This window comes from Thiomicrorhabdus hydrogeniphila, from assembly GCF_054656895.1.
In genome coordinates this window covers 1,777,017-1,798,369 of record NZ_BAAHXL010000001.1, presented here as the reverse complement: position 1 = coordinate 1,798,369, position 21,353 = coordinate 1,777,017, and the positions used below count along the sequence as shown (strand labels likewise).

The following is a 21,353-nucleotide window of genomic DNA, read 5'->3' as shown; positions in this document are numbered from 1 at the left end:
AACGGTTTTTTTATATTTGGGGTTCTGTTTGGATCATTTAGGCATTAATAAAGTTCATTAATTTGACTATCTGTCATTGCCATAACTTCTTGTTCTAAGCTATTTATTGAGGCCAATAATTCTTCAGAAATAACCGTTAAGTTTTTCATTAATTCTTCGGCTTGTTTTACATTTTTTAAATGGCGTTTTTCTTGAGAGTTAAATATGCTATCCAATAAGCTTGGTTTAGTTTTTGTAAAAATCAGTTTATAAATATTCATGTATTCTTGATGTAACAATACATGTGGTTTATCGATTTCAGCAAAATGTTTTAAGTTACTAAGGCTTTGGCCTTGTCCATAGTACCATTGTCCAAATTTACAGTCGGTATGAATAACGGGTACTAAGTTTTGGTCAATAGAAAAACCTGCAACTAAAGCTTGAGCATAAGCACGCCATTGAATATGCGCTGTTTTAGCCGCTCTTAATTGCGCAATAATCTCTTTTCTGGTCATTTTTTACTCATTTATTAAGTGTAAAGCGAGGTCGTTATTGTTAGTGGTTTCGTTTTTTAATCAAATAATTTTTAACAAAAAACGAATGAGATTCGTGGTTACGATTCGCTTTTTAAGCAAGAAAATTTTGGATTGAATTGAATTGTATTAAATTGGATAAAATTCGGGTAGAGAGAACCCTGTATATATGCTTGAATTTTTAAATAAGATATTATTAAAAAATAAGTATAAAATACACTAAATGTATTTTTTTACTTATTTTTTTATTTTAAGGTTCGCTTTTCTCGCTAACCAGCTTTTATTAACATGGTGGCGCCATAGAAGTTTAATAACAAAATAGGAAGTAAACCCTAATACTAAACCAACGACCACACTGCCTAAGTAAAGTGGTAACCAAAGTTCACCAAGGACATTAACAATCCAGTGCCAGCTCAGTTCAAAATGCAGGCTTTCTTGTGCTTCATCACCCAAAATAAATGAACCAACTAAGTAATTAAAGTAAAAAATAGGCGGCATAGTAAGCGGATTACTTATCCAAACTAAAGCAACACTTAACGGTAAGTTAGCTCTAAATAATATGGCGCTAAAAGCCGCAACAACCATTTGAGAGGGAATGGGAATTGCCATCCAAAATAGACCAATAAAAAATGCTTTAGAGACTGAATGTCTATTGAGATGCCAAATATTAGGATTGTGTAACCATGTTCCTAAAAAACCTAAACCTTTCATGTTTTTTACTTTATCAGGGGTTGGCAGGTAGCGTTTAATGAATTTCTTTGGCATGTTTATTCAGTTTGTTTTAGGTTTGTTGGTAACCGTTATTTTATGTTACCAAGTGCCACAATTTCCATCTTTATGGGTGGGGTGGGCATTGTTTGTTTTAATGACTTGGATGCTGTTGTTTATTGCCTTACACAAAACGCATTATGTCTATTTTATAAAACGTACACAAAATAATATTCAAAGCCTATTACTGCCGTCTGCAAAAAATAGGCTTTTTTATTTACTCTTGAGTGTCATTATAGGGATGAATTTAGTTTTCTGGCAGGCTTTTTTTAGCCCAAAAATCCCTGAAGAGAGTGTTAACCATAAAAATGTTTTAGATATTAAGGTGTTAACGCTTCCAGAAGTAAATCAGAGTGATCATTTTACTAAAATTTCATTTGAAGCTTCTTTAGCCAAAATACAGCTCAAACGTACGCAAAGTTCACTTTTTAATACTAAACAATTTCAAATTTCCCTATGTTCACAAGATAGGGCATGCCAGGCCTGGTATTTTAATCCACCCAAAATTAAAGTTTCTTGGTATTTAGATCATGCTGAATATGCCCGTTTAGTTAAACAATCTGCTCGTCCACAAGTCGGTCAAACTTGGCAACTGTATGCCAAATTAAAATCTAACCATGCCTCAATGAATTTAGCTGGACGAGATTATGAGGCCTGGCTGTTTCAAAATCATATTTTAGCAAAAGCGACCGTGTCTGGTTTGGTGGTTAAACATAAATCAAACCAAAGTCATGCAGAGAAAATACCCAATTTAACGGCAATTAAACTCAAAGAGGCTTCTATGTTTAATTGGCGAGTATGGCGTGCTAATACGGTTTTGTATGTGAATAATCTCTTTAAAGAAAGCTCATTTAAAGGTATTTATTCAGGCCTTTTGGTTGGCGATAAATCGTTAATAGACACTCAACAATGGGCGCTTTTCCAGCAAACGGGCACGATTCACTTAATGGCTATTTCTGGCTTACACATGAGTATTGTGGCTTTATTGGGTTATTTGTTCTTTCGCCTAGTTTGGAAAAGTGTACTGTACCGCTATCAAAACGTGACTCTGCCAACCTTTGGTGCTGTTGGTGGTTTGGTTTTTGCCACATTGTACCTGTTTATTTCTGGTGCAAGTATTCCAACGCAAAGAGCTTGGATTATGGTGGCAACGGTTTTGGCTTTTTTATTAATCAGGCGTCAATTTCAACCGTGGAGCGCATTAGCCATGGCCGCTTTAGCAGTTGTTGTTTGGGATTCTCGTTCTGTATTAAGTACGGGTTTTTGGCTCTCTTTTTTGGCAGTGTCGTTTATTTTTATCGCCTTAAAACTGTATCACGACCGACCAAATTGGCAAAAACTCGTTGCTATGCAAATAATGCTAACGGCGGGTTTAGCGCCATTTATTTTGTTTAGTTTTTATCAAGTGCCGCTGTATGGTTTATTGGCAAATCTTATTGCCGTACCGTTTGTTACCATAATTGGTTTGCCTGGTTTAATGCTTGTGGTGGCAAGCAGTCTGTTTTCTACTGAATTGGCAAATAATTTACGTGAAATAATGGATTGGTTTTGGCAACAACTTTGGGATTATTTAGCAGAAATTGCCAAGCTATCAAACTTAACAAGCTATAACGATACATTTCATCTTGTCACCAGTCAGCACTCTGTTTTATGGTTAATAATTGTGAGTGGTTTTTTATGGTTGTTTATTTTATTCTTTAAATATTATCAAACGACAATTCAAACCAAAATCCTTTATAGCCGTTTTTATTTCTTATTGTTGATGATTGGTTATTTTTTACTTGTGGCTTTGTATCCATATTCTCCACCACGCCCGCTAATGGAATTGACTTCAAATCACAAAAATCAAAATTACCAGGCCTGGTTAACGGTGCTGGATGTAGGGCAAGGGCAGGCAATTGTTATTGAAACCGCTAACCATGTGGTTGTGTATGACACAGGAGCAACGTGGGGATTGCATACCGATGCCGCTAAGGTGGCATTAATACCGTATTTAAAAGCGCAGGGTTGGTCAAAAATAGATTTACTCATGGTGAGTCACAGTGATATTGACCATGCAGGCGGTACGCCGAGTGTGTATCAAGCCTTTAAGATCGTTCAAGCGGTGAGTGGTCAGCCAAAAGAGGTGAATCAACGTTTGAGCCACAAGCTGAATTTATTTACAACAAAACCAATAAAAGAAACATCAGCTTTATCAAAAGTAAATTTAAGCAAACAACCTAAATTTACTCAATGTTATGCAGGGCAAAAATGGCAGTTTGATGGTATCACCTTTGAAGTTTTATCGCCCTTTAAAAAAGCAAAGTCCGCTTTAAAAACAGACAATGATTTATCTTGTGTCTTAAAAGTGAGTAATCAACACCAGGCCTGGTTAATTACCGGCGATTTAAGTAAAAAAGGTGAAGCATTTTTAATAAAAAAATATCCAAAACAAACCTTTATATTGCGCGCTAACTTATTAGTGGCAGGGCATCATGGTAGTAAAACGTCTACCTCACAAGCTTGGTTAGATGCCGTACACCCCAGTAAAATGGTATTTTCATCGGGCTACTTAAATCGGTATCAATTTCCTGCAAAAGAGGTGGTTAAACGGGTAGAAAATTGGCGGGGTTTAACGTCAATTTCTTGGTGGAACACCGCTTGCTCTGGCGGGCTATCTTTTAAAATGGATAAAAGCACTACAGTTTTACGTTATGAGGCTCGCAAAAAACAGCGTAAATGGTATCATCACTCCTGTTTACCGTCTGAGCAAGGAACTTATTTTCAGTGAGTTGGCCAAAATTTTGGGAAAAAAAGCAATGGCAAAGTATTGCGTTATTACCACTCGCCAAATTAGTGTGCTGGGAAGCGGCTCGCCGTCTTAAAAAGTTTGAGTCTAGCAGCACTAATAAACCGACTCAAGCCGTTGTTGTTGTTGTGGGTAATATTGTGGTGGGCGGTACGGGCAAAACACCGTTTATTATTTGGTTGGCCAAACAGTTGCAACAGCGTAATCTTAAGGTCGGTATTATTAGTCGTGGTTATGGCGCAAAGCAACAAAACTGGCCGCATTTGGTTACAGACCAAAGCCAAGCCGCTGAGTGTGGCGATGAACCTTTAATGCTTGCTAAGCAAACGGGTTGTCCCGTTGCGGTATCGCCTAAACGTATTGAGGCAATTGAACTGTTAGCAAGCAAAACGCAATGCGATGTGATCATTAGTGACGATGGTTTACAGCATTACGCCATGGCAAGAGATATTGAAATTGTGTTAATTGACGCGCAACGCCGATTTGGTAATGGCTTTTGTATGCCGTCAGGCCCATTGCGTGAGCCGTTAGATAGAATACAAAAAGTCGATTTTACTGTGTGGAATGGACTCGATTTACATGATGCCATTCCCACATTAAGCCTGGTTCAGAAAAATCCATCACGTATGCAATTAAAACCTCATACTTTTAGATTGGTAGGAGAGCCAAATACTGAACTGAGTGTGCATGACTTTTTAAAAAAATATTCTAATTTAAACGTTTATGCAATTGCCGGTATTGGTAACCCGCAGCGATTTTTTACCACCTTAACATCAATGGGTTTAAAGGTGGATAGTACAGCGTTTAAAGATCACTTTTCTTACCAAAAAGAAGACATACAAAATATAGTAAACGCCTCTTTAAATAAGCCCAATAATGCAATTGAACAAAAACCATTAATTATGACGGAAAAAGATGCGGTAAAATGTACCCAATTTGCTAAAACACAAAAACACTGGTGGTATTTACAAGTGCAATCAGAATGTGATGGTGCAATGGTTGAAGCGGTGGTTGATAAAGTACGCAACTCAGTTTCATAATTGGCATTTACTTGTTTGTATACAGCAGTGAAATAATCACCCATAAATAATCTAAGAGTAGAAAATGGATCCTAAATTATTAGAAATTTTAGTTTGCCCAGTCAGTAAAACCAAACTGATTTTTGATAAGGCAAATCAAGAGTTGATTTCAACGGCCGCCAATCTTGCTTTTCCGGTAAGAGATGGAATTCCTATTTTATTAGAAGATGAAGCACGTCAGTTAAGTGCGCAAGAAGTAGAATCTTTTCGTAAACAAAAAAGTTAACCATTAAAGTTAAACAATCAAATTAATGATTCGTCATTGTTTTTTAAAACGCCCAACGTAGAACCTCAATATGTCATTTTGCATTATTATTCCAGCCCGTTTTGAATCAAGTCGTTTACCAGGTAAACCTTTAATGGATATTCACGGTAAACCCATGATTTATTGGACTTGGCAACAAGCTAAAAAATCTGGCGCACAACGCATTATTATTGCGACCGAATCTGAACAAGTAAAACAAGCTTGTGAAGCATTTGGTGCAGAGGTTTGCCTAACCGGTAATCAACACCAATCAGGCACTGAGCGTATTGCTGAGGTGATTGAGCTTTCTGGTATTGCGGACAATGACATTATTGTGAATGTGCAAGGCGATGAACCTATGTTGCCAGCTGAATTAATTCATCAAGTAGCCGCAGGATTAGAAACGCATCCCAATATTCAAATGGCCACCTTGTGTGAGCCTATTCACAATGTTGAAACCGTTTTTGATCCTCATGCGGTTAAGGTGTCAAGAGATGTAAATAACTACGCTATTAACTTTAGTCGTGCGCCATTGCCGTGGTCACGAGATACCTTTACCCAATCATCAAAAACTTTACCAACCAATTGGGCGTATAAACGTCACATTGGTTTATACGCTTACCGAGCAGGTTTTGTAAAACAATATGTGGCTTGGCCTGAGTGTGAACTAGAGCATGTAGAAAAATTAGAGCAGTTACGTGTGCTTTGGCATGGTGTGAATATTTTAGTTTTAGATGCATTGTGCGATGCGGGTGTGGGTGTTGATACCGCTGAAGATCTAAAGCAAGTTCGTAGCTTGTTAAACCCAAACTAATGACGAATTGCGATGCTTAAATACCTTACCTTAATGGCCGTTATTTACTTTTTTTACTGGTTAATTAAACAAAAAATCCGTAATCGTAAATTAGAACAGCAGGGCATAGTGGTGGAACAAAAAGGCCTAAGACCCATCACCTTAATGAGTATTGTCATGGTCGTCATGTACGGCGGTTATATGCTCTATTTTTTGATATTTGCTAATAATGCCTAAAGCTATTGTAAAATTCAAAATTCAAAATTCAAAATTCAAAATTCAAAATTCAAAATTCAAAATTCAAAATTCAAAAAATCACTTTCTTCCTTTATCAATTAGCTTACATAAATTAGGTAAATTCTCTATAAACCGTGCCGTTGGTCTTTGGTATAAGTTATTGTTTAACAAATAAATTTGTTGATTTTTTACGGCATCTAAAAATGGGTAGTTAAACCATTGTTGTTTCCAATCATTTTGAAATGCTTTTTGCCCACCAATAAGTAGTACCGTTGGGTTACGTTGAATCACACTTTCTGTATTTATTTCTGCGGCCAATGTTGGCAGGTCTGCAAAGGCATTTTTGGCACCACAAATATTCATTCCTAAACTAATAAACTGTTTGCCATTAATCGTCATTAAGGGGTTTTGCCAAACTTCATAAAAGGCCGTAATTTGCTGTTTATGGCTGTAATGTAAGCTTAATTGATTCAGTATTAGATTTAGCTCTTTTGCTTTTTGGTTAGCTAAATAAGTTGTGCCAGCTTGCTCACCGATTTTAGTAATAAGTTTAGGAATATCTTCTAAGGTGTTTATTTTGGTTAGCCAAACATTTAAGCCAAATGCCTTTAATTTGGCAATGTCTTGTGGGCGGCTAGAGGATTGCCATGCGATGATTAAATCGGGTTTTAGGGCTAATATCGCTTCAATGTTAATCGCGTTAGAATTTCCTACAGACGGAAGGTTTTTGGCTTGCAAGGGAAAGTCAGAATAATCACTCACGCCCACTAAGTGTTGCCCAGCGCCCGCTGAATACACCAACTCCGTAAGATGAGGAGACAATGAAATAATACGATGTTTAGCAATAGAATCGGCTGACCAGGCCTGGTAATTTTGAAAAAACAAAAACAAACCTATTAATAATAAGCTAGCTAAACGTACTTTAAAAGAACGGCTCTGATTAAGCATAGTCTATTTAACCTTAATAGCGGTGCATTGGGCTGAGATAGAACAAGATTTCCATTATAAATCAACACCTTTTTGTGCTTTTATGCCACTGGTATAGGCGTGTTTTTCATCTTTAATTTCAGAAACGGTATCGGCTAAATCTCGTAATTCTGCAATTGCTGAACGACCTGTTACAACTACGTGCTGCATATCGGGACGATTTTGAATGGTATCCAATACGATGTTTTTGTCTAGATAGTTATAACTTAACAGATAGGTTAATTCATCTAAAACCACTAAATCATAACTTGGATCAGTCAGCATTTTAGTTGCTACTTGCCAGCCTTTTTCTGAGGTAATAATATCTTGTTTTTTATCTTGTGTGTCCCAGGTAAAACCGTCCCCTAAAACATGCCATTCACAATTAGGTTGTTGGTTAAAAAAAGCTTCTTCACCTGTGTCAGTACGGCTTTTTATAAACTGACAAACGCCCACTTTCATGCCGTGACCTAAAGCACGTGCGACCATGCCAAAACCAGAGGTAGACTTGCCTTTACCGTTGCCAGTAATAACAAGCAAAATCCCTTTTTCATCAGAAGCACGGGCAATAGAAGCATCTATTTGCGCCTTTTTGCGTTCCATTCGTATTTTGTGGTATTGGTCTTGTTTCGTAATTTGTTCACTCATATTTGTTCTCGATTATTTAGCACAGAGGCTAGGTATCATTTTTATCAATCATTTTTACATAAACAAACACACGGCTTAGTAATATTAAGCCGTGTGTTTGTTTTAACTGTTATTTAACTGTTATAAGCCTAGATAAATCATTATCCATTCTTACAAATCGTTTAATTTTTATAAATTAAAGACTACCACGAACACCAACAAAGAACTGGCGACCACCGTTAGCGTAAACATAATTTGGTGTTACATTTGTTGCAGGCCAGTCAGCAACACTGGTTATGTAATCTTCATCAGTAAGGTTAACGACTTTTGCATAGACGTTTAGATTTTTATTTACCTGGTAATCAATATTAAAGTCAGTAACAAAATATTCACCAATTTGCGCCCCAAGTTCATCGTCAGCGGAATAGTTTGTGCCGGTATAACGTGTTTCTAAACCTAAATGTAGATTGCTAATACTATAGTTATCAACCGTTAAACTGGCTTGCTGTTGAGGAATATAGGCTTTAAGCTCTTTGTTTTCATTTTTAGCAGTAAGCCATGTGGCATTGACTGAAAAATGGGTATTAATGGCATTGAGTTCCTTTTGATAGCTTAGTTCCCAACCTTCAGTGGTGGTTTTTCCATCGGCATTAACATAGTAACTATTTGGCCAAGAACCTTGTGAATCCAGTAAATCTTCTGTTACGCTATTAAAGTAGGTAACTTCAGCACCATAAGCGCCTAAGGTAAACTCATAACCTTCAACGGATTCGGGTTTTAGCTCCGTTGGATTGGCAGGTCTACTTACTTGGTACAAAGAAGGGGCGTTGTAGCCTGTACCGTAATTAGCCGCAATAAATATTTGATCTGTAAATTGGTTTTTTAAACCTAATTTACCTGTAGTGGCATTGTCAAAGTTATCATAGTCGTCATAACGCAACGCTTCATTTAGGATTAAAGAGGGTGTTAAGTAATGGTTATTGGCAATGGCATAGCCTGTATTGGTATATTCGGTATCACTTAATGTATCTCTAAAATGCTTTTTCTCAAGAGAAACATTTAACGCATTTTGTTGACCATATTGGTAACCCATCTGACCACCTAAACTTTCAATTAAGCCCTCGGTTTTATAACCGCTGCTAAAACTACTGTTTAAAATCTGCTCATTAATATAAATACGGCCATTGATTTTATCTTGGTTATATAAATATTGTAGTTGGCGAGTAGTGATTTCATTGTCATTATAAGAAGAAGCATCACCGGGATTCGTTCCCGAGTCATATTCATTGCTAGCATTGGTATTTTTAATAAGCGTTTCAATACGATGGGCTGGGGTGATATTTATGCCCATTTTAAAAGAAACATCGGTTTGGTTAAATCCATCGTCTTCATAGCTAGATTCATTTGAATGGTAAGGTTTTATAGCTGTGAAACCATCGGTGCTAATATCTTCAAGATGAAATGCAAAATCAAACTGTTTATTACTCGCACCTAATGTCGTTGCTAGTTTTTTTGTATTATTAGAGCCCATTTCAACATTTACATTGGCGATTTTTTGGCCTTTTATGGTGATGATATTAATCACACCTGCAGAGGCATTTGCACCCCAAACACCAGATTGTGGACCTTTTAAGATTTCAATTCGTTCAACATTACTTAAAAGCATATTGGCTACGTTGGCACCAAAAGCTGCTGGATCGGTTTGTTCAATGCCATCAATTAAAATTAATACCTGACGATCAGACGAAGAGGCGCCACGCATAAAAATGGAACTCGACTTGCCTAATCCACCAGTGTTTTTAACCGTGATACCAGTGACACTTTTTAGGGCATCACCTAAAATTTGATAATTTTTTTGTTCTATATCTTCACGTGTAATAACGTTAACTTGGCTGGTTACGGATTGAATGTTTTGAGACATATTGTTTGCTGTCACAACAACATTGTGTAAATTTGTGGCGTCGGCAAAGACGGTTTGTGAAAAAGAGGCCGCTAAAATAGCCGCAGAGATTTGTGAAAGTTTCATGATTTTCCTTTAATTCATGCGGGCACCACGATTGACTCTAAATTGAATTCTGCGGAACGTAAAGATCACTTATTTTAGGCGTAGGGTGTAGGCCTTAGTCATCTAAGTTCAAGGCCTATAACAACAAAAAAGTAGTCTTTACGTCCCACCCAACGGGACTTAGCCAAGTTTTATAGCTCTGTGTTGTGAATGTTTATAAGGTCTAGACATTATTTCACACCCACGCCTTGATCTATAAAACTTGGCGTTGTCAGAATTAAATTTAGGGTCAATCGAGGTGCCCATGTATTGAACAAAGGCAAACGGACAGGCGGTAAACGTTTTACTAGGCCTGGTAAGATAAATTACTCTAGTGAATGTTATGGGTAAAACATTGGTGTATTTGGCTTATCTCCGTATTGCCCACCGCAATCGGGGTTGAGATAACGTATATAAAAACGATAAACTCGATTTTTAGGCCGGTATCCGGGCTTAAGAGCAGTTTCAGATTGCCTTCTCAGAACGTCCTGTTCCAATGGCAAAATTAATCTGTTTTCTCTATTACCGTTGCGGGGGCAGCGTAGGAATGGATTGTTTTATTAAGACAATCGCACCAATCTTCCCGTTTAACGTAAGAATATTTACAAAAAATAAACGTGTAAATATCTCATGCACCTAAAAAATAAGATTTTACAAGGTAGAAAATTAAATGCAAGGGTTTAACTATTTTATATTTGATCCTGTGCTCACATCACAAAGACGGTCACAGGACATGTCCTGTGCTCACATAACAAAGACGGTCACAGGACATGTCCTGTGCTTACATGATAGAGAAGGCCAGAGGATATGTAAGGCCTGGTAAATTAGGTGTTTAGAGTCTAAATAACGTTTTTTGCAATTAAGAGCAGAAGAGGGATGGACACTCTTTGGTTGGTGGGTTTTATAAGTGCGTTATTTAGGGATATACAGAAAAAATAGACGAAGTTTAACGTTGTTGTTTATTCTTTTGCCTGTAATAAGGTTTTAGAGGTTTCTGTTTTTAAAATAAGCGATAGCTTCGCTTTTTAATGGTTCGTCTAACGCTTCAGGATCATAAACGGTAGACTTAAGCATAATATGCCCACCATCAGCAGAAATATTTGCTTTTAGTTTAAGGTGTTTAGCGCGTATTTCTAGCCACTCTTTTAATTCTTTACTAAGTTCAGTTGTATGGGGCATATTTATAAAACCTTGGTTATACTTTTAAGCGGTGTAGTTGGCTTTAGATGATTCGTATAGCTCAATTAAGGTGTCTACCTGTTCTTGCTCATATTCACGCAAGCCACTCATTACCATGGTTTTGTACCCTTTACCAATTTGGGTATCGTTATCCATAATGGTAAATTCTAAACGCACAATGCCACGTTTACCATCTACTTTTAGTTGGCTATTGTCTAATTCTAACAATGGTTGAGTGACATTTAAATCATCAAATTCAAATGCCATGCTTTCATAGATAATCATAGGTCTTAATGGGTTAATCATCACATTATGTTTTTGCATTAATGGCACTAAAATATGCGGAAAGCTACGTCCAGAAAAGGCAACATAGGCTTTAGAAAAGGCTTCAATTAGAGTCATATCTGAAGTGATTTCGCCATCACGAGTCACATTTAAATAAGGTTTTTCATTGCCACCTTTAATGGTAAAACTTTTTTCATCGGTATCAGGAATGCAGAGTTCGGCGCCTTTACCGACCATGCCTGTGTAGTTAAAAACCATTTTTTTTGATAAACCAAGACGGGCTAAAGTTAAAGCAAACAGTAAGTCACCTGGTACACAAAAGCGTTTAGATTCTGGATTATGTAACGGGTTAAAGTCATCCGAAATCTCTTTGGCAAAGCGACTGCCTTGTTCTGGTGTGATTTGAATTAAATTGTTTTGAATAGCATAAAAGGCGTCTAAATACATAGTTTCTCGGTTTAATGAAAATGATAAGCAAAAATGACAAAGTGGGAATAATACTCAAATATATGAAAATAAGCACCTTTTTCTACCAATTAGTTTTACCAGGCCTGGTAAAACTACATAGGTATTTTACGTTATTTACCTGTTTTAAGGGAGCTTTTATTGTTACTAAATACTTGAAAGTAATAGGTTTACCGCAAGGGCGGTAAAAACAATACCCGCAATTCTGTTTAAATACAGTTGCGCTTTATCCGATTGATTAAGCCAGTTACCAAGTTTGCCAGCAGTAAATGCAATGGTAATAAAAGAGATTAATCCTATAATCGTAAAAATGGCGCTTAATTCAAATATTTGATAAAGAGCCGATTGGTCATTACTTGTTGTAACAAATTGAGGTAAAAAAGCTAAAAAGAACACGGTGACTTTTGGGTTGGTAATATTCATAAAAATACCGCGACGGTATAGTTGAAATGCTGTTTTAGGTATGTTCTTTTCAGCTTTTAATTTATTTGAATGCGCTCTAAATGCTTGCCAGGCTAAGTAGAGTAAATATAAAGCACCAATTGTTTTTAATACCGTAAATGCAACGGGCGAGGCAATAATAATAGCGGCAACACCAAATGCCACTAATAAAGTATGAAACACGAGACCAGACACCAAACCTAATGTGATTAAAATACCTGTCCTTACACCCTGAATGGCAGATTGAGTTACTACAAAAATCAAATCTGGACCTGGTGAGACGATCAGTACAAATGAAGCAATGATAAAGGTAAAAATGGAATCAGTTGGAATCACAATAGAATGCTCTAAAAAATAAAAGATTTTGAATTAAAAATTAAAGTTGAACAATTTTAACCGTAAATAACGATTGAGTTGTTGTCGTTTTATACTTTTAATCTTTTTAAATCAGAAAAAGTGCATTTTTTTATTTAAAGATTCTTGCGTACAAGGACGTGCTTGAAATTATTCGGTTAGAATAGTGGCCTTAATAAAAAATATAGGCAAAAAGATGGCAGGTTCTCTATTTGATCAGTTGAAAAAATCAGGTTTAGTAAACGACAAAAAAGCCAAGCAGATTCAACGTGAAAAACAGCAACAGAATAAACAAAGTAAAGCCAATAAAAACAAAAAAGGCCAAACCGTTGTGAGTGAATCGGCGCAACTAGCGGCCAAAGCGGCCCAAGAAAAAGCCGAGCGCGATCGTCAATTAAATTTACAGCGTCAGCAAGAACAAGCTGAAAAAGCTAAAAAAGCAGAATTAGTACAAATTATAGAATCCAATAAGCTTAAAGACTTTAATGGCGATATGGCTTATAACTTTGCTGATGGTGCAGTGGTTAAAACTTTGCATGTTAATGCTAAAACACATAAACAATTAAGTATTGATGCATTGCGTATTGCTCGATTTAAAGACGGTTATGCCTTGATTTCAGTGGAAGCAGCAGAAAAAATTATAAAACGCGATGAATCGGTATTAATTAGCGCGGTAACAAGTGATGATTCTATGTCACAAGAAGACAAAGACTACTATGCTAAATTTGAAATTCCAGATGATTTAGTTTGGTAATTCTGTTTAAATATCTACAAACTTAAGCAAACAGCTGTGTTATTTAGCTTGTTTATGCGCATTTATTGTCAGGTCGTTTTTCAATAGTTTTATCTTACGGTTCAAAACAAATTCAATAGGCCAAAAGCCTGCTATAGCATTTTATAGCTTTATATTTTAAAGCTGTTGATACATAAAGATTTATATGGGTACCCCTTTGAGGGTATAGTTTTTTTTAGGTTTTAATTGAAAATACCCATCACTTAGAGTTTTAGAGTTAGGTTTTTAGCAAGATGAAATGATTCCACTTTTGTTCTTGTTTTTTATTGAACTCGTTCAACTCCCTCTATATCAAATACCAAAAAATAGAAAGGACTTAATAAATATGAAATGCAAAGCAGCAGTCGCTTGGGCGCCAAAGCAACCTTTAGAAATTGAAGAAGTTGAAGTTGAAGGCCCAAAAGAAGGTGAAGTCTTATTAAAAGTCATTGCATCTGGCGTGTGTCATACCGATGCTTTTACCTTGTCTGGTAATGATCCAGAAGGTGTGTTTCCTGCTATTTTAGGGCATGAAGGCGGTTGTGAGGTGGTTGAATGTGGACCTGGTGTTAAAGATTTAAAGCCAGGCGATCATGTTATTCCATTATATATTCCTGAATGTGGTGAGTGTGAATACTGTCACTCTACTAAAAGTAATTTATGTCAATCCATTGCGAGCACAGTATGGACAGGTTATATGCCAGACGGAACGCGTCGTTTTTCTAAAAATGGTAAACCTATTTATCACTATATGGGTTGTTCAACCTTTTCTGAATATACGGTGGTTCCTGAAATTGCCTTAGCCAAAATCAATAAAGCCGCACCACTTGAAAAAGTATGTTTATTAGGTTGCGGTGTCACAACAGGTATTGGTGCGGTGCTAAATACGGCTAAGGTTGAACCAGGCTCTACAGTTGCCGTATTTGGTTTAGGTGGTATTGGTCTTTCTTGTATTCAAGGTGCGGTAATGGCCAAAGCATCGCGTATTATTGCGGTGGATATAAACCCAAGTAAATGGGAGATGGCTAAGGCATTAGGTGCGACCGATTTTGTAAACCCGCAAAAAGTAGATGGTAAAGTCAGTGAATACATTGCAGAGTTAACGAATGGCGGTGTTGATTACTCATTTGAGTGTATTGGTAATGTGGATGTTATGCGTGATGCACTTGAATGTACCCGTATGGGTTGGGGTGTTTCTACGGTTATTGGTGTGGCTGGTGCTGGTCAAGAGATTTCTACTCGTCCGTTTAATCTAGTAGTTGGGCGTACTTGGCAAGGTAGTGCATTTGGTGGCGTTAAAGGTCGTAGTGAACTTCCAGGTTATGTTGACCGTTATATGGATGGCGAAATTGAGTTAGATTCAATGGTCACTCATACGATGGGCTTAGAAGATATTAACAAAGCGTTTGATTTAATGCACAGTGGAGAAAGTATTCGCTCAGTTATTATTTTTTAAAAAACTCTTTTTAAGATAACTTTTTATAATAATGAAAGGTAACGAGATGAATCAAAAAATCAAACAGATCGAAAGTGTTAAAGAGTTTGGCGGTTTTCTTAACCGTTACACCCATTTTTCTGATACTTGCCATTGTAATATGACGTTTTCAGTGTATCTGCCTCCCCAAGCAGAAACTCAGGCCGTGCCTGCTTTGTACTGGTTGTCGGGCTTAACATGCACTGACGATAATGTACGAGTTAAGGCCGGAGCACAACGTTATGCGACCGAGCATGGTATTGCCTTAGTTATGCCAGACACTAGCCCTCGTGGTGATGGTGTGGCCGATGAAGCCGAACGTTATGATTTAGGGCAAGGTGCGGGTTTTTATGTGAATGCAACGCAAGAGCCTTGGGCTCAGAATTACCAAATGTATGATTATGTTACCGCAGAATTGCCAGGTTTAATTGAACAGTATCTCCCTGTTGTTACAGGTGTAAAGTCAATTAGTGGCCACTCTATGGGTGGGCATGGTGCATTAATTTGTGCGTTAAAAAATCCTGGGGTATTTCAATCGGTTTCAGCGTTTTCGCCCATTTGTCATCCAATGCATTGTGGTTGGGGACAAGGGTGTTTTACCGCGTATTTAGGTGAAGAAAATCAAAGTGATTGGGCGGCGTATGATGCCGTTAAATTGATTGAAAACGGCGCTTCTTGCGGGGCGATTTTGGTCGATCAAGGTACGGCGGATGAGTTTTTAACCGAAGGCCAATTACAACCAGAAAGTTTACAAAAAGCGTGTGACGATAAAGGCATTAACTTGCAACTTAGAATGCAAGAGGGCTATGACCATAGTTATCACTTTATTTCTACGTTTATTGGTGAGCATATCGCTTATCACGCTAAGGCACTTTTACAAAAATAAGTAAAAGTAGAGTGTATTAGGCAAAAAAACCGTTAAGCCAGTTATAACTTGCTTAGCGGTTTTTTTTGTTTAACAAGTTTTTACACGGGTTAGCGCTCTCTAATAATTACTCACCTCTGCGGCGTTTAATCTCTTCATACGCCGCATTTATATCTTGCATTTTTGTAGTCGCTTTCTGAATATCTTCATTGTCCATACCTTGGCCGTGCATAAAGTCAGGATGATTTTGTTTAACCAGTTTGCGATAGGCTTTTTTAATGGTAGAAAAGTCATCAGATTCATTACATTCTAATACTTTATAAGGGTCAGAATCTGCAAAGGTACTGGCGTAAGAACCCGCTGAACCACCGCGTACTTGGTCAATAAACTGTTCAACTTCTTCATGGCTAAAGTCAAATAATCCGCCAATTTCAAAGATTAATTCTTTCGTGCTCTCTGATAAACCGTCCAAAGTGGCAAAAGAGATCATTTGCAATAAAGCACCACGGCGAACTTCTACCCCAGTCTGTTTTAAAGATTGGCAATAATAAGCGGTGGGGTTGTCGTCTTGTTTGGCCTGATTCGCTAAAGTAAATAAACGTTTTTTGGTAACATCAATAATCGCTTTTGGTAGGCCTGCCTGTTGCATAGCGTGCGCCATTGACTTAATGGTGTCGCTCATAAACTCAATTTCTAAACGACTAATTTGCCCATCACTTTTGGCTACTTTTGCCATTAAAGCAATCACTTCTTCAGGTACGCTTAAACGAGATTTACTGTATTGGTTACTGGTAAAGTTTTTATAAGCTTCATCAAAACTTTCACTGTTTTTAACAGATTTATAAGCATCTACGCCAATATCTACGGTTTTGCGTGACCCTTTAAACAATAAATGAATAATCTTTAAAAAGAGAAAAAGAATGATTAAAAATAGACCTTTAATAAAGCGCAATGTGTTTCCTTTGAATAAATGGTTAATAGGTGATTAATAGGGTAAATGAATATTTTAAATCAATAAGTTAACTTCGATAGATGGTTTCAATTAAATGATAACCAAATTTGGTTTTAATCGGACCGTGTACCGTTAAAACGGGTAATTTAAACACCACATTATCAAATGCTTTAACCATAGTGCCAGGTGCAAATTCACCTAAGTTACCGCCTTTCTTTTTAGAAGGGCATAGTGAATGCTTTTTAGCCATAGATGCAAAATCAGCGCCTTTGGCGAGCTGTTGTTTGATTTTTTCAGCCTCTTCTTTGGTTTTTACCAAAATATGTCTAGCGCAAGCTAAAGCCATCTTTGTACTCTCTTTAGAATATGATTGAGCATTTTATTATAGTGTTTGTTTATTCACTTCGCAGTATTCTTCAATGAAGATTTTACCAGGCCTGGTCTGACTTATGACCTTAAATACTCTGCAGGAATTAGGAGCATTCTTTTTAAACGTACAGTTAAAACCGTTAAGTTAAAGCAACTTCACAATCGTAAGAGCCTTAGTATTTAATGTCGACGTTAATCTCAAGTTCTCTTGAATACCCCTTAATCTTTAATGCTATAATTTGCGGCATTAATTTCTTTATAAACTTAGTGAATTACTAGGTTTGTCATATCCGTATTTGAACAGGTTTTAGATAAATGAGTAACAACGGTAAATCCGCAGAAGTAGAACGTCCAGTAAATTTTATTCGCAATATTATTAATGATGATTTAAGTAGTCATAAACATGACTCTGTGCAAACGCGATTTCCGCCAGAACCTAATGGCTATTTGCATATTGGTCACGCCAAGTCTATTTGCTTAAACTTTGGTGTCGCGCAGGACTATAACGGCGGGTGCAACTTACGTTTCGACGATACTAACCCTGCTAAAGAAGACATTGAATATGTCGATTCTATTAAGCAAGATGTGACTTGGTTAGGGTTTCACTGGTCAGGCGATATTTGTTATTCATCAAACTATTTTGACCAGTTTTATGCCTATGCAGTTGAACTTATTGAGAAAGGCTTGGCTTACGTCTGTTTTTTAAATGCTGAAGAAACACGAGAATATCGCGGAAGCCTTAAAGAGCCAGGTAAAGACAGTCCATATCGTAATACCTCAATAGAAGAGAATTTAGCTCTATTTGCCAAAATGAAAAACGGCGAGTTTAAAGAAGGTGAGTGTGTATTACGTGCCAAAATTGATATGGCCTCTTCGTTTATGTGTATGCGTGATCCAACACTTTACCGAGTGCGTTTTGCACACCATCACCAAACGGGTGATAAATGGTGTATTTATCCAATGTACGATTATGCGCACTGTGTTTCAGATGGTATAGAAGGCGTTACCCATTCTTTATGTACGCTTGAGTTTCAAGACAATCGACGTTTGTATGACTGGGTTTTAGATAATCTAAGCGATTTTCAAAGACCGGATCGTCCACACCAGTATGAGTTTTCACGTTTAAACCTAGAATATACTGTTATGTCTAAACGTAAATTACATCAGTTAGTAGACGATAAATTAGTAGAAGGTTGGCAAGACCCTCGTATGCCAACTATTTCGGGAATGCGTCGTCGTGGTTATACACCCGCGTCCATTCGTGATTTTGCCGAACGTATTGGTATCTCAAAAGTAGATAGCATGACTGAAATGAGTATTTTAGAAGCGGCAGTACGTGATGACTTAAATGTGGTTGCTCCACGTTCTATGGCCGTTTTAGACCCGATAAAAGTGATTATAGAAAACTTTGATGGAGAGCCAGAAGTCTTAATGGCACCGATTCATCCGCAAAATGAAGAGATGGGTAAACGCGAGATTTTCTTTGGTCGTGAATTGTATATTGACCGTGCCGACTTTACCGAAGTTGCACCAAATGGTAAATATATGCGTTTGGCCATAAATAAAGAAGTACGTTTGCGTAATGCTTATGTCATTAAAGGTGAACGTGCTGAATACGATGCGGATGGCAATGTAACGACTGTTTATTGTTCTTATGACCCAGAAACACACGGTAAAAATCCTGCCGATGGTCGTAAAGTAAAAGGCGTAATTCATTTTGTAGAAGCCAGCAAAGCCGTTGCGGCAGAATTTAGATTGTACGACCGATTATTTACGGTAGAAAACCCTGCTAAAGAAGCGGATTTTGAAGCTGTAATTAATCCAGAATCTTTAATTGTTAAACACGGATTTATAGAACCAGGCCTGGTAAATTCAGAACCAGAAAAAGCCTACCAGTTTGAGCGTGAAGGTTATTTTTGTCGAGATAATCAATCAGGTGAAAAACAAATTTATAACCGTACTGTTGCTTTACGCGACACTTGGAGCAAAAAATGATGCGAATTTGTGGTGTAGAGTTAACAGGTAATGATGCCGTTATTACCTTACTAACGGTAGAAAATGAACTGTTTAATCTACCCGATTGCCGAGTGCGCCGCATTACCTGTCAAAACCCAGATACAGCAAATGATTTAAAGTACTTTCAAAAGACATTTGTGCAGTTAATGAAAGATTACCAAGTCGATACCGTGGTCATTAGAGAGCGCATGAAAAAGGGTAAATTTGCAGGTGGAGCGAATGGCTTTAAATTAGAAGCCACTTTGCAGTTAATTGAACATCTAAAAGTCGTTTTAATGAATCCAACGGATCAAAAAGCACATTTAAAACATTATCCATTACCTATTACCTTTGCAGAAACAGGGCTTAAAAAATTCCAAGAAACCGCCTTTATGGCGGCTTTTGCCTATTATGCTAGCAAGCATGAATGGTAATTGGTTTTAAATCTTTTTGATTATTTTGAACCACGAAGACACGTTTAAAAAAATTGAACCACGAAGACACGAAGTCACGAAGAAAAACAGAGTTTTAATAAGGTTTAAAGAACGATTAATTTGGAATTGCTTTTTAAATTTACTACACCCCGCAAGGGGAGATAAAGGCCTGCTATGTCCTGTGGCTTACTTTAATTATGTAAAAATCATTCTAAAAACTTCGTGTCTTCGTGACTTCGTGGTGAATTAAAAAGCCTTTGTGATTAATTAAAAACCTTCGTGGTGAACACCAAAACCAAAACATAAACATTAAATGAGTAAATTCATGCCAAGTAATTTTGAACATCTTGATCTTCCTAAGTCGCAGTTACAAAACTTAGAGCAGTTGGGTTACCACTCAATGACGCCTATTCAAGAAGAGGCTTTGCCTTTAGGTTTGGGTGGGCATGATTTGATTGCTCAGGCTAAAACGGGTAGCGGTAAAACAGCGGCATTTGGTATTCCTATGCTCAATAAACTTGATATGGCAAACAAGGCGGTGCAAGGTTTAGTGATTTGCCCAACGCGTGAACTGAGTAATCAGGTGGCCGAAGAGCTACGACGTTTAGCGCGTTTTCAAGCCAATATTAAAATTATTGTTTTATCGGGCGGTATTCCTATGCGTCCGCAAATTGCCTCTTTAGAACATGGTGCACATATTGTTGTTGGTACGCCAGGGCGTTTAAAAGACCATATTCAAAAAAATAATCTCGATATTTCAAATATACATACTTTGGTTTTAGATGAAGCTGATCGCATGTTAGAAATGGGTTTTAAAGAAGAGATGATTGATATTATTGGTTACACGCCACATACACGTCAAACATTACTGTTTTCAGCCACTTTTCCTGATGATATTGAATATATTAGCCGTCGTTTTCAAAAGAACCCAATGCAAGTGGCGGTGGAATCTCATCACGATGCCGACAGTATTGAACAATTCTTTTATATGTGTCAGCACAAAGATAAATTAGCCAGTTTAGTGCGTATTTTGTCAGTGAATGAATTTGAACACGCTATGATTTTCTGTAACACCAAAGCCTTAGTGCAAGAAGTGATTGATTTTTTAAAAAACAAAGGGTTTGATGCGGTTGCTTTGCACGGCGATATGGAACAGCGTGAGCGTGAACAAATTTTAATTCGTTTTAAGCATCACAGCACTAACTTTTTAGTGGCGACCGATGTGGCCGCACGTGGTTTAGACATTGAAGCTTTACCTGCGGTGATTAACTATGAGTTACCAAGAAACCAAGAAACCTATACGCACCGTATTGGGCGCACAGGGCGAGCAGGGTTAGAAGGTAAAGCCATTAGCCTATTTACCGAAAAAGAACGTTATAAGTTAGATCATTTAAGTTCTTATCAAGGTCATGCTTTAGAGTATGAATCCATTGAGCGTTTACCTCAATCACGTTCTAACCGAGTACAGCCTGAATTTGTGACTTTATATATATCAGGTGGGCGTAAAGACAAAGTACGCCGTGGTGATATCTTGGGGGCGATTACCAAACAAATCGGTTTAGATGGCAAGCATGTGGGTAAAATCGATGTGGTTGACCATTCAAGCTATGTGGCCATTGAGCGTGGTTACGAATCTGAAGTGGTAAGAGGGTTAAACGAAAATAAAATTAAAGGCCGTAAATTCAAAGTAGGGCGTGTTTAATTACTGTT

General features: G+C 37.3%; 21 protein-coding genes and 1 riboswitch. Of the genes, 11 read left to right on the top strand and 10 right to left on the bottom strand.

From position 1 onward, the window contains the following. Positions 1-44: 44 nt before the first annotated feature. Positions 45-494, bottom strand: coding sequence for a CZB domain-containing protein (locus tag ACYQ0E_RS08135; protein ID WP_460187736.1), 450 nt, complete (start codon positions 492-494; stop codon positions 45-47). Positions 495-749: 255 nt separating this feature from the next. Then, the gene (locus ACYQ0E_RS08130; RefSeq protein WP_460187735.1) at positions 750-1,277 is read right to left on the bottom strand and encodes a DUF2062 domain-containing protein; all 528 of its coding nucleotides are present in this window, start codon (positions 1,275-1,277) and stop codon (positions 750-752) included. Here ACYQ0E_RS08130 and ACYQ0E_RS08125 point away from each other — a divergent pair. The 5 genes from ACYQ0E_RS08125 to ACYQ0E_RS08105 all read left to right on the top strand — a co-directional run bounded on the left by ACYQ0E_RS08125 (position 1,261) and on the right by ACYQ0E_RS08105 (position 6,421). Continuing rightward, positions 1,261-4,050 carry a DNA internalization-related competence protein ComEC/Rec2 gene (locus ACYQ0E_RS08125; protein ID WP_460187734.1) on the top strand — a complete coding sequence of 930 codons (2,790 nt, stop codon included), beginning with the start codon at positions 1,261-1,263 and terminating at the stop codon, positions 4,048-4,050. The two genes, ACYQ0E_RS08130 and ACYQ0E_RS08125, sit on opposite strands and share 17 nt — an antisense overlap. Continuing rightward, positions 4,047-5,108 (top strand): tetraacyldisaccharide 4'-kinase, encoded by a 1,062-nt coding sequence (gene lpxK / locus ACYQ0E_RS08120; protein WP_460187733.1) that lies wholly within the window; start codon positions 4,047-4,049, stop codon positions 5,106-5,108. The genes ACYQ0E_RS08125 and lpxK overlap by 4 nt, the downstream gene beginning before the upstream one ends. Positions 5,109-5,172: 64 nt before the next feature. Then, entirely contained in the window at positions 5,173-5,373 is a 201-nt protein-coding gene (locus ACYQ0E_RS08115) for a Trm112 family protein (protein ID WP_460187732.1), read from the top strand. Positions 5,374-5,443: 70 nt separating this feature from the next. Next, positions 5,444-6,205: a 3-deoxy-manno-octulosonate cytidylyltransferase gene (gene kdsB, locus ACYQ0E_RS08110; RefSeq protein ID WP_460187731.1), complete on the top strand. Its 762-nt coding sequence runs from the start codon at positions 5,444-5,446 to the stop codon at positions 6,203-6,205. 12 nt (positions 6,206-6,217) lie between these two features. Beyond that, complete coding sequence (locus ACYQ0E_RS08105) at positions 6,218-6,421, top strand: G protein-coupled receptor family protein (protein ID WP_460187730.1); 204 nt, start codon at positions 6,218-6,220, stop codon at positions 6,419-6,421. A gap of 78 nt (positions 6,422-6,499) precedes the next feature. Here the strand turns inward: ACYQ0E_RS08105 and ACYQ0E_RS08100 are convergent, their stop codons facing one another. The 6 genes from ACYQ0E_RS08100 to ACYQ0E_RS08075 form a co-directional block, all read right to left on the bottom strand. Then, positions 6,500-7,369 (bottom strand): cobalamin-binding protein, encoded by an 870-nt coding sequence (locus tag ACYQ0E_RS08100; RefSeq protein ID WP_460187729.1) that lies wholly within the window; start codon positions 7,367-7,369, stop codon positions 6,500-6,502. Between the two features lie 54 nt (positions 7,370-7,423). Continuing rightward, entirely contained in the window at positions 7,424-8,035 is a 612-nt protein-coding gene (cobO, locus tag ACYQ0E_RS08095; RefSeq protein WP_460187728.1) for a cob(I)yrinic acid a,c-diamide adenosyltransferase, read from the bottom strand. Between the two features lie 175 nt (positions 8,036-8,210). Beyond that, the gene (locus ACYQ0E_RS08090) at positions 8,211-10,040 is read right to left on the bottom strand and encodes a TonB-dependent receptor plug domain-containing protein (protein WP_460187727.1); all 1,830 of its coding nucleotides are present in this window, start codon (positions 10,038-10,040) and stop codon (positions 8,211-8,213) included. Between the two features lie 439 nt (positions 10,041-10,479). Next, a riboswitch (cobalamin riboswitch) is annotated at positions 10,480-10,713 on the bottom strand. A 329-nt stretch (positions 10,714-11,042) separates the two neighbouring features. Further along, on the bottom strand, positions 11,043-11,237 hold the full coding sequence (locus ACYQ0E_RS08085; RefSeq protein WP_460187726.1) for a hypothetical protein: 195 nt from the start codon (positions 11,235-11,237) through the stop codon (positions 11,043-11,045). Between the two features lie 24 nt (positions 11,238-11,261). Continuing rightward, on the bottom strand, positions 11,262-11,969 hold the full coding sequence (locus tag ACYQ0E_RS08080; protein WP_460187725.1) for a DUF3581 family protein: 708 nt from the start codon (positions 11,967-11,969) through the stop codon (positions 11,262-11,264). A 165-nt stretch (positions 11,970-12,134) separates the two neighbouring features. Beyond that, positions 12,135-12,764, bottom strand: coding sequence for a LysE family translocator (locus ACYQ0E_RS08075; RefSeq protein ID WP_460187724.1), 630 nt, complete (start codon positions 12,762-12,764; stop codon positions 12,135-12,137). A gap of 214 nt (positions 12,765-12,978) precedes the next feature. Between ACYQ0E_RS08075 and ACYQ0E_RS08070 the strand changes: the two genes are divergently transcribed. The 3 genes from ACYQ0E_RS08070 to fghA all read left to right on the top strand — a co-directional run bounded on the left by ACYQ0E_RS08070 (position 12,979) and on the right by fghA (position 15,914). Further along, complete coding sequence (locus tag ACYQ0E_RS08070; protein ID WP_460187723.1) at positions 12,979-13,536, top strand: DUF2058 domain-containing protein; 558 nt, start codon at positions 12,979-12,981, stop codon at positions 13,534-13,536. A gap of 364 nt (positions 13,537-13,900) precedes the next feature. Then, positions 13,901-15,010, top strand: coding sequence for an S-(hydroxymethyl)glutathione dehydrogenase/class III alcohol dehydrogenase (locus ACYQ0E_RS08065; RefSeq protein WP_460187722.1), 1,110 nt, complete (start codon positions 13,901-13,903; stop codon positions 15,008-15,010). Positions 15,011-15,056: 46 nt separating this feature from the next. Further along, a complete protein-coding gene (gene fghA, locus ACYQ0E_RS08060; RefSeq protein ID WP_460187721.1) occupies positions 15,057-15,914 on the top strand; it encodes an S-formylglutathione hydrolase in 858 nt (285 codons plus the stop codon). Between the two features lie 106 nt (positions 15,915-16,020). On the opposite strand, the gene ACYQ0E_RS08055 is transcribed toward fghA, so the two are convergent. Both ACYQ0E_RS08055 and ACYQ0E_RS08050 read right to left on the bottom strand, forming a co-directional pair. After that, positions 16,021-16,845 (bottom strand): DnaJ domain-containing protein, encoded by an 825-nt coding sequence (locus tag ACYQ0E_RS08055; RefSeq protein ID WP_460187720.1) that lies wholly within the window; start codon positions 16,843-16,845, stop codon positions 16,021-16,023. Positions 16,846-16,912: 67 nt separating this feature from the next. Then, on the bottom strand, positions 16,913-17,191 hold the full coding sequence (locus tag ACYQ0E_RS08050) for a peptidylprolyl isomerase (protein WP_460187719.1): 279 nt from the start codon (positions 17,189-17,191) through the stop codon (positions 16,913-16,915). 338 nt (positions 17,192-17,529) lie between these two features. Between ACYQ0E_RS08050 and glnS the strand changes: the two genes are divergently transcribed. The 3 genes from glnS (at position 17,530) to dbpA (ending at position 21,345) form a co-directional block, all read left to right on the top strand. After that, on the top strand, positions 17,530-19,209 hold the full coding sequence (gene glnS / locus ACYQ0E_RS08045) for a glutamine--tRNA ligase (RefSeq protein WP_460187718.1): 1,680 nt from the start codon (positions 17,530-17,532) through the stop codon (positions 19,207-19,209). Continuing rightward, a complete protein-coding gene (locus tag ACYQ0E_RS08040) occupies positions 19,206-19,643 on the top strand; it encodes a DUF3010 family protein (RefSeq protein ID WP_460187717.1) in 438 nt (145 codons plus the stop codon). The genes glnS and ACYQ0E_RS08040 overlap by 4 nt, the downstream gene beginning before the upstream one ends. A 325-nt stretch (positions 19,644-19,968) precedes the next feature. Beyond that, positions 19,969-21,345 (top strand): ATP-dependent RNA helicase DbpA, encoded by a 1,377-nt coding sequence (dbpA, locus tag ACYQ0E_RS08035; RefSeq protein WP_460187716.1) that lies wholly within the window; start codon positions 19,969-19,971, stop codon positions 21,343-21,345. Positions 21,346-21,353 lie beyond the last annotated feature (8 nt).

Excerpts from the sequence above, each read along its gene's own strand:
- kdsB (WP_460187731.1), top strand. The coding sequence starts at position 5,444 with ATGTCATTTTGCATTATTATTCCAGCCCGTTTTGAATCAAGTCGTTTA.
- ACYQ0E_RS08085 (WP_460187726.1), bottom strand. The coding sequence starts at position 11,237 with ATGCCCCATACAACTGAACTTAGTAAAGAATTAAAAGAGTGGCTAGAA.
- ACYQ0E_RS08125 (WP_460187734.1), top strand. The coding sequence starts at position 1,261 with ATGAATTTCTTTGGCATGTTTATTCAGTTTGTTTTAGGTTTGTTGGTA.
- ACYQ0E_RS08065 (WP_460187722.1), top strand. The coding sequence starts at position 13,901 with ATGAAATGCAAAGCAGCAGTCGCTTGGGCGCCAAAGCAACCTTTAGAA.
- cobO (WP_460187728.1), bottom strand. The coding sequence starts at position 8,035 with ATGAGTGAACAAATTACGAAACAAGACCAATACCACAAAATACGAATG.
- ACYQ0E_RS08090 (WP_460187727.1), bottom strand. The coding sequence starts at position 10,040 with ATGAAACTTTCACAAATCTCTGCGGCTATTTTAGCGGCCTCTTTTTCA.
- glnS (WP_460187718.1), top strand. The coding sequence starts at position 17,530 with ATGAGTAACAACGGTAAATCCGCAGAAGTAGAACGTCCAGTAAATTTT.
- dbpA (WP_460187716.1), top strand. The coding sequence starts at position 19,969 with ATGCCAAGTAATTTTGAACATCTTGATCTTCCTAAGTCGCAGTTACAA.
- ACYQ0E_RS08115 (WP_460187732.1), top strand. The coding sequence starts at position 5,173 with ATGGATCCTAAATTATTAGAAATTTTAGTTTGCCCAGTCAGTAAAACC.
- ACYQ0E_RS08100 (WP_460187729.1), bottom strand. The coding sequence starts at position 7,369 with ATGCTTAATCAGAGCCGTTCTTTTAAAGTACGTTTAGCTAGCTTATTA.
- fghA (WP_460187721.1), top strand. The coding sequence starts at position 15,057 with ATGAATCAAAAAATCAAACAGATCGAAAGTGTTAAAGAGTTTGGCGGT.
- ACYQ0E_RS08040 (WP_460187717.1), top strand. The coding sequence starts at position 19,206 with ATGATGCGAATTTGTGGTGTAGAGTTAACAGGTAATGATGCCGTTATT.
- ACYQ0E_RS08105 (WP_460187730.1), top strand. The coding sequence starts at position 6,218 with ATGCTTAAATACCTTACCTTAATGGCCGTTATTTACTTTTTTTACTGG.
- ACYQ0E_RS08080 (WP_460187725.1), bottom strand. The coding sequence starts at position 11,969 with ATGTATTTAGACGCCTTTTATGCTATTCAAAACAATTTAATTCAAATC.
- ACYQ0E_RS08135 (WP_460187736.1), bottom strand. The coding sequence starts at position 494 with ATGACCAGAAAAGAGATTATTGCGCAATTAAGAGCGGCTAAAACAGCG.
- ACYQ0E_RS08050 (WP_460187719.1), bottom strand. The coding sequence starts at position 17,191 with ATGGCTTTAGCTTGCGCTAGACATATTTTGGTAAAAACCAAAGAAGAG.
- ACYQ0E_RS08070 (WP_460187723.1), top strand. The coding sequence starts at position 12,979 with ATGGCAGGTTCTCTATTTGATCAGTTGAAAAAATCAGGTTTAGTAAAC.
- ACYQ0E_RS08130 (WP_460187735.1), bottom strand. The coding sequence starts at position 1,277 with ATGCCAAAGAAATTCATTAAACGCTACCTGCCAACCCCTGATAAAGTA.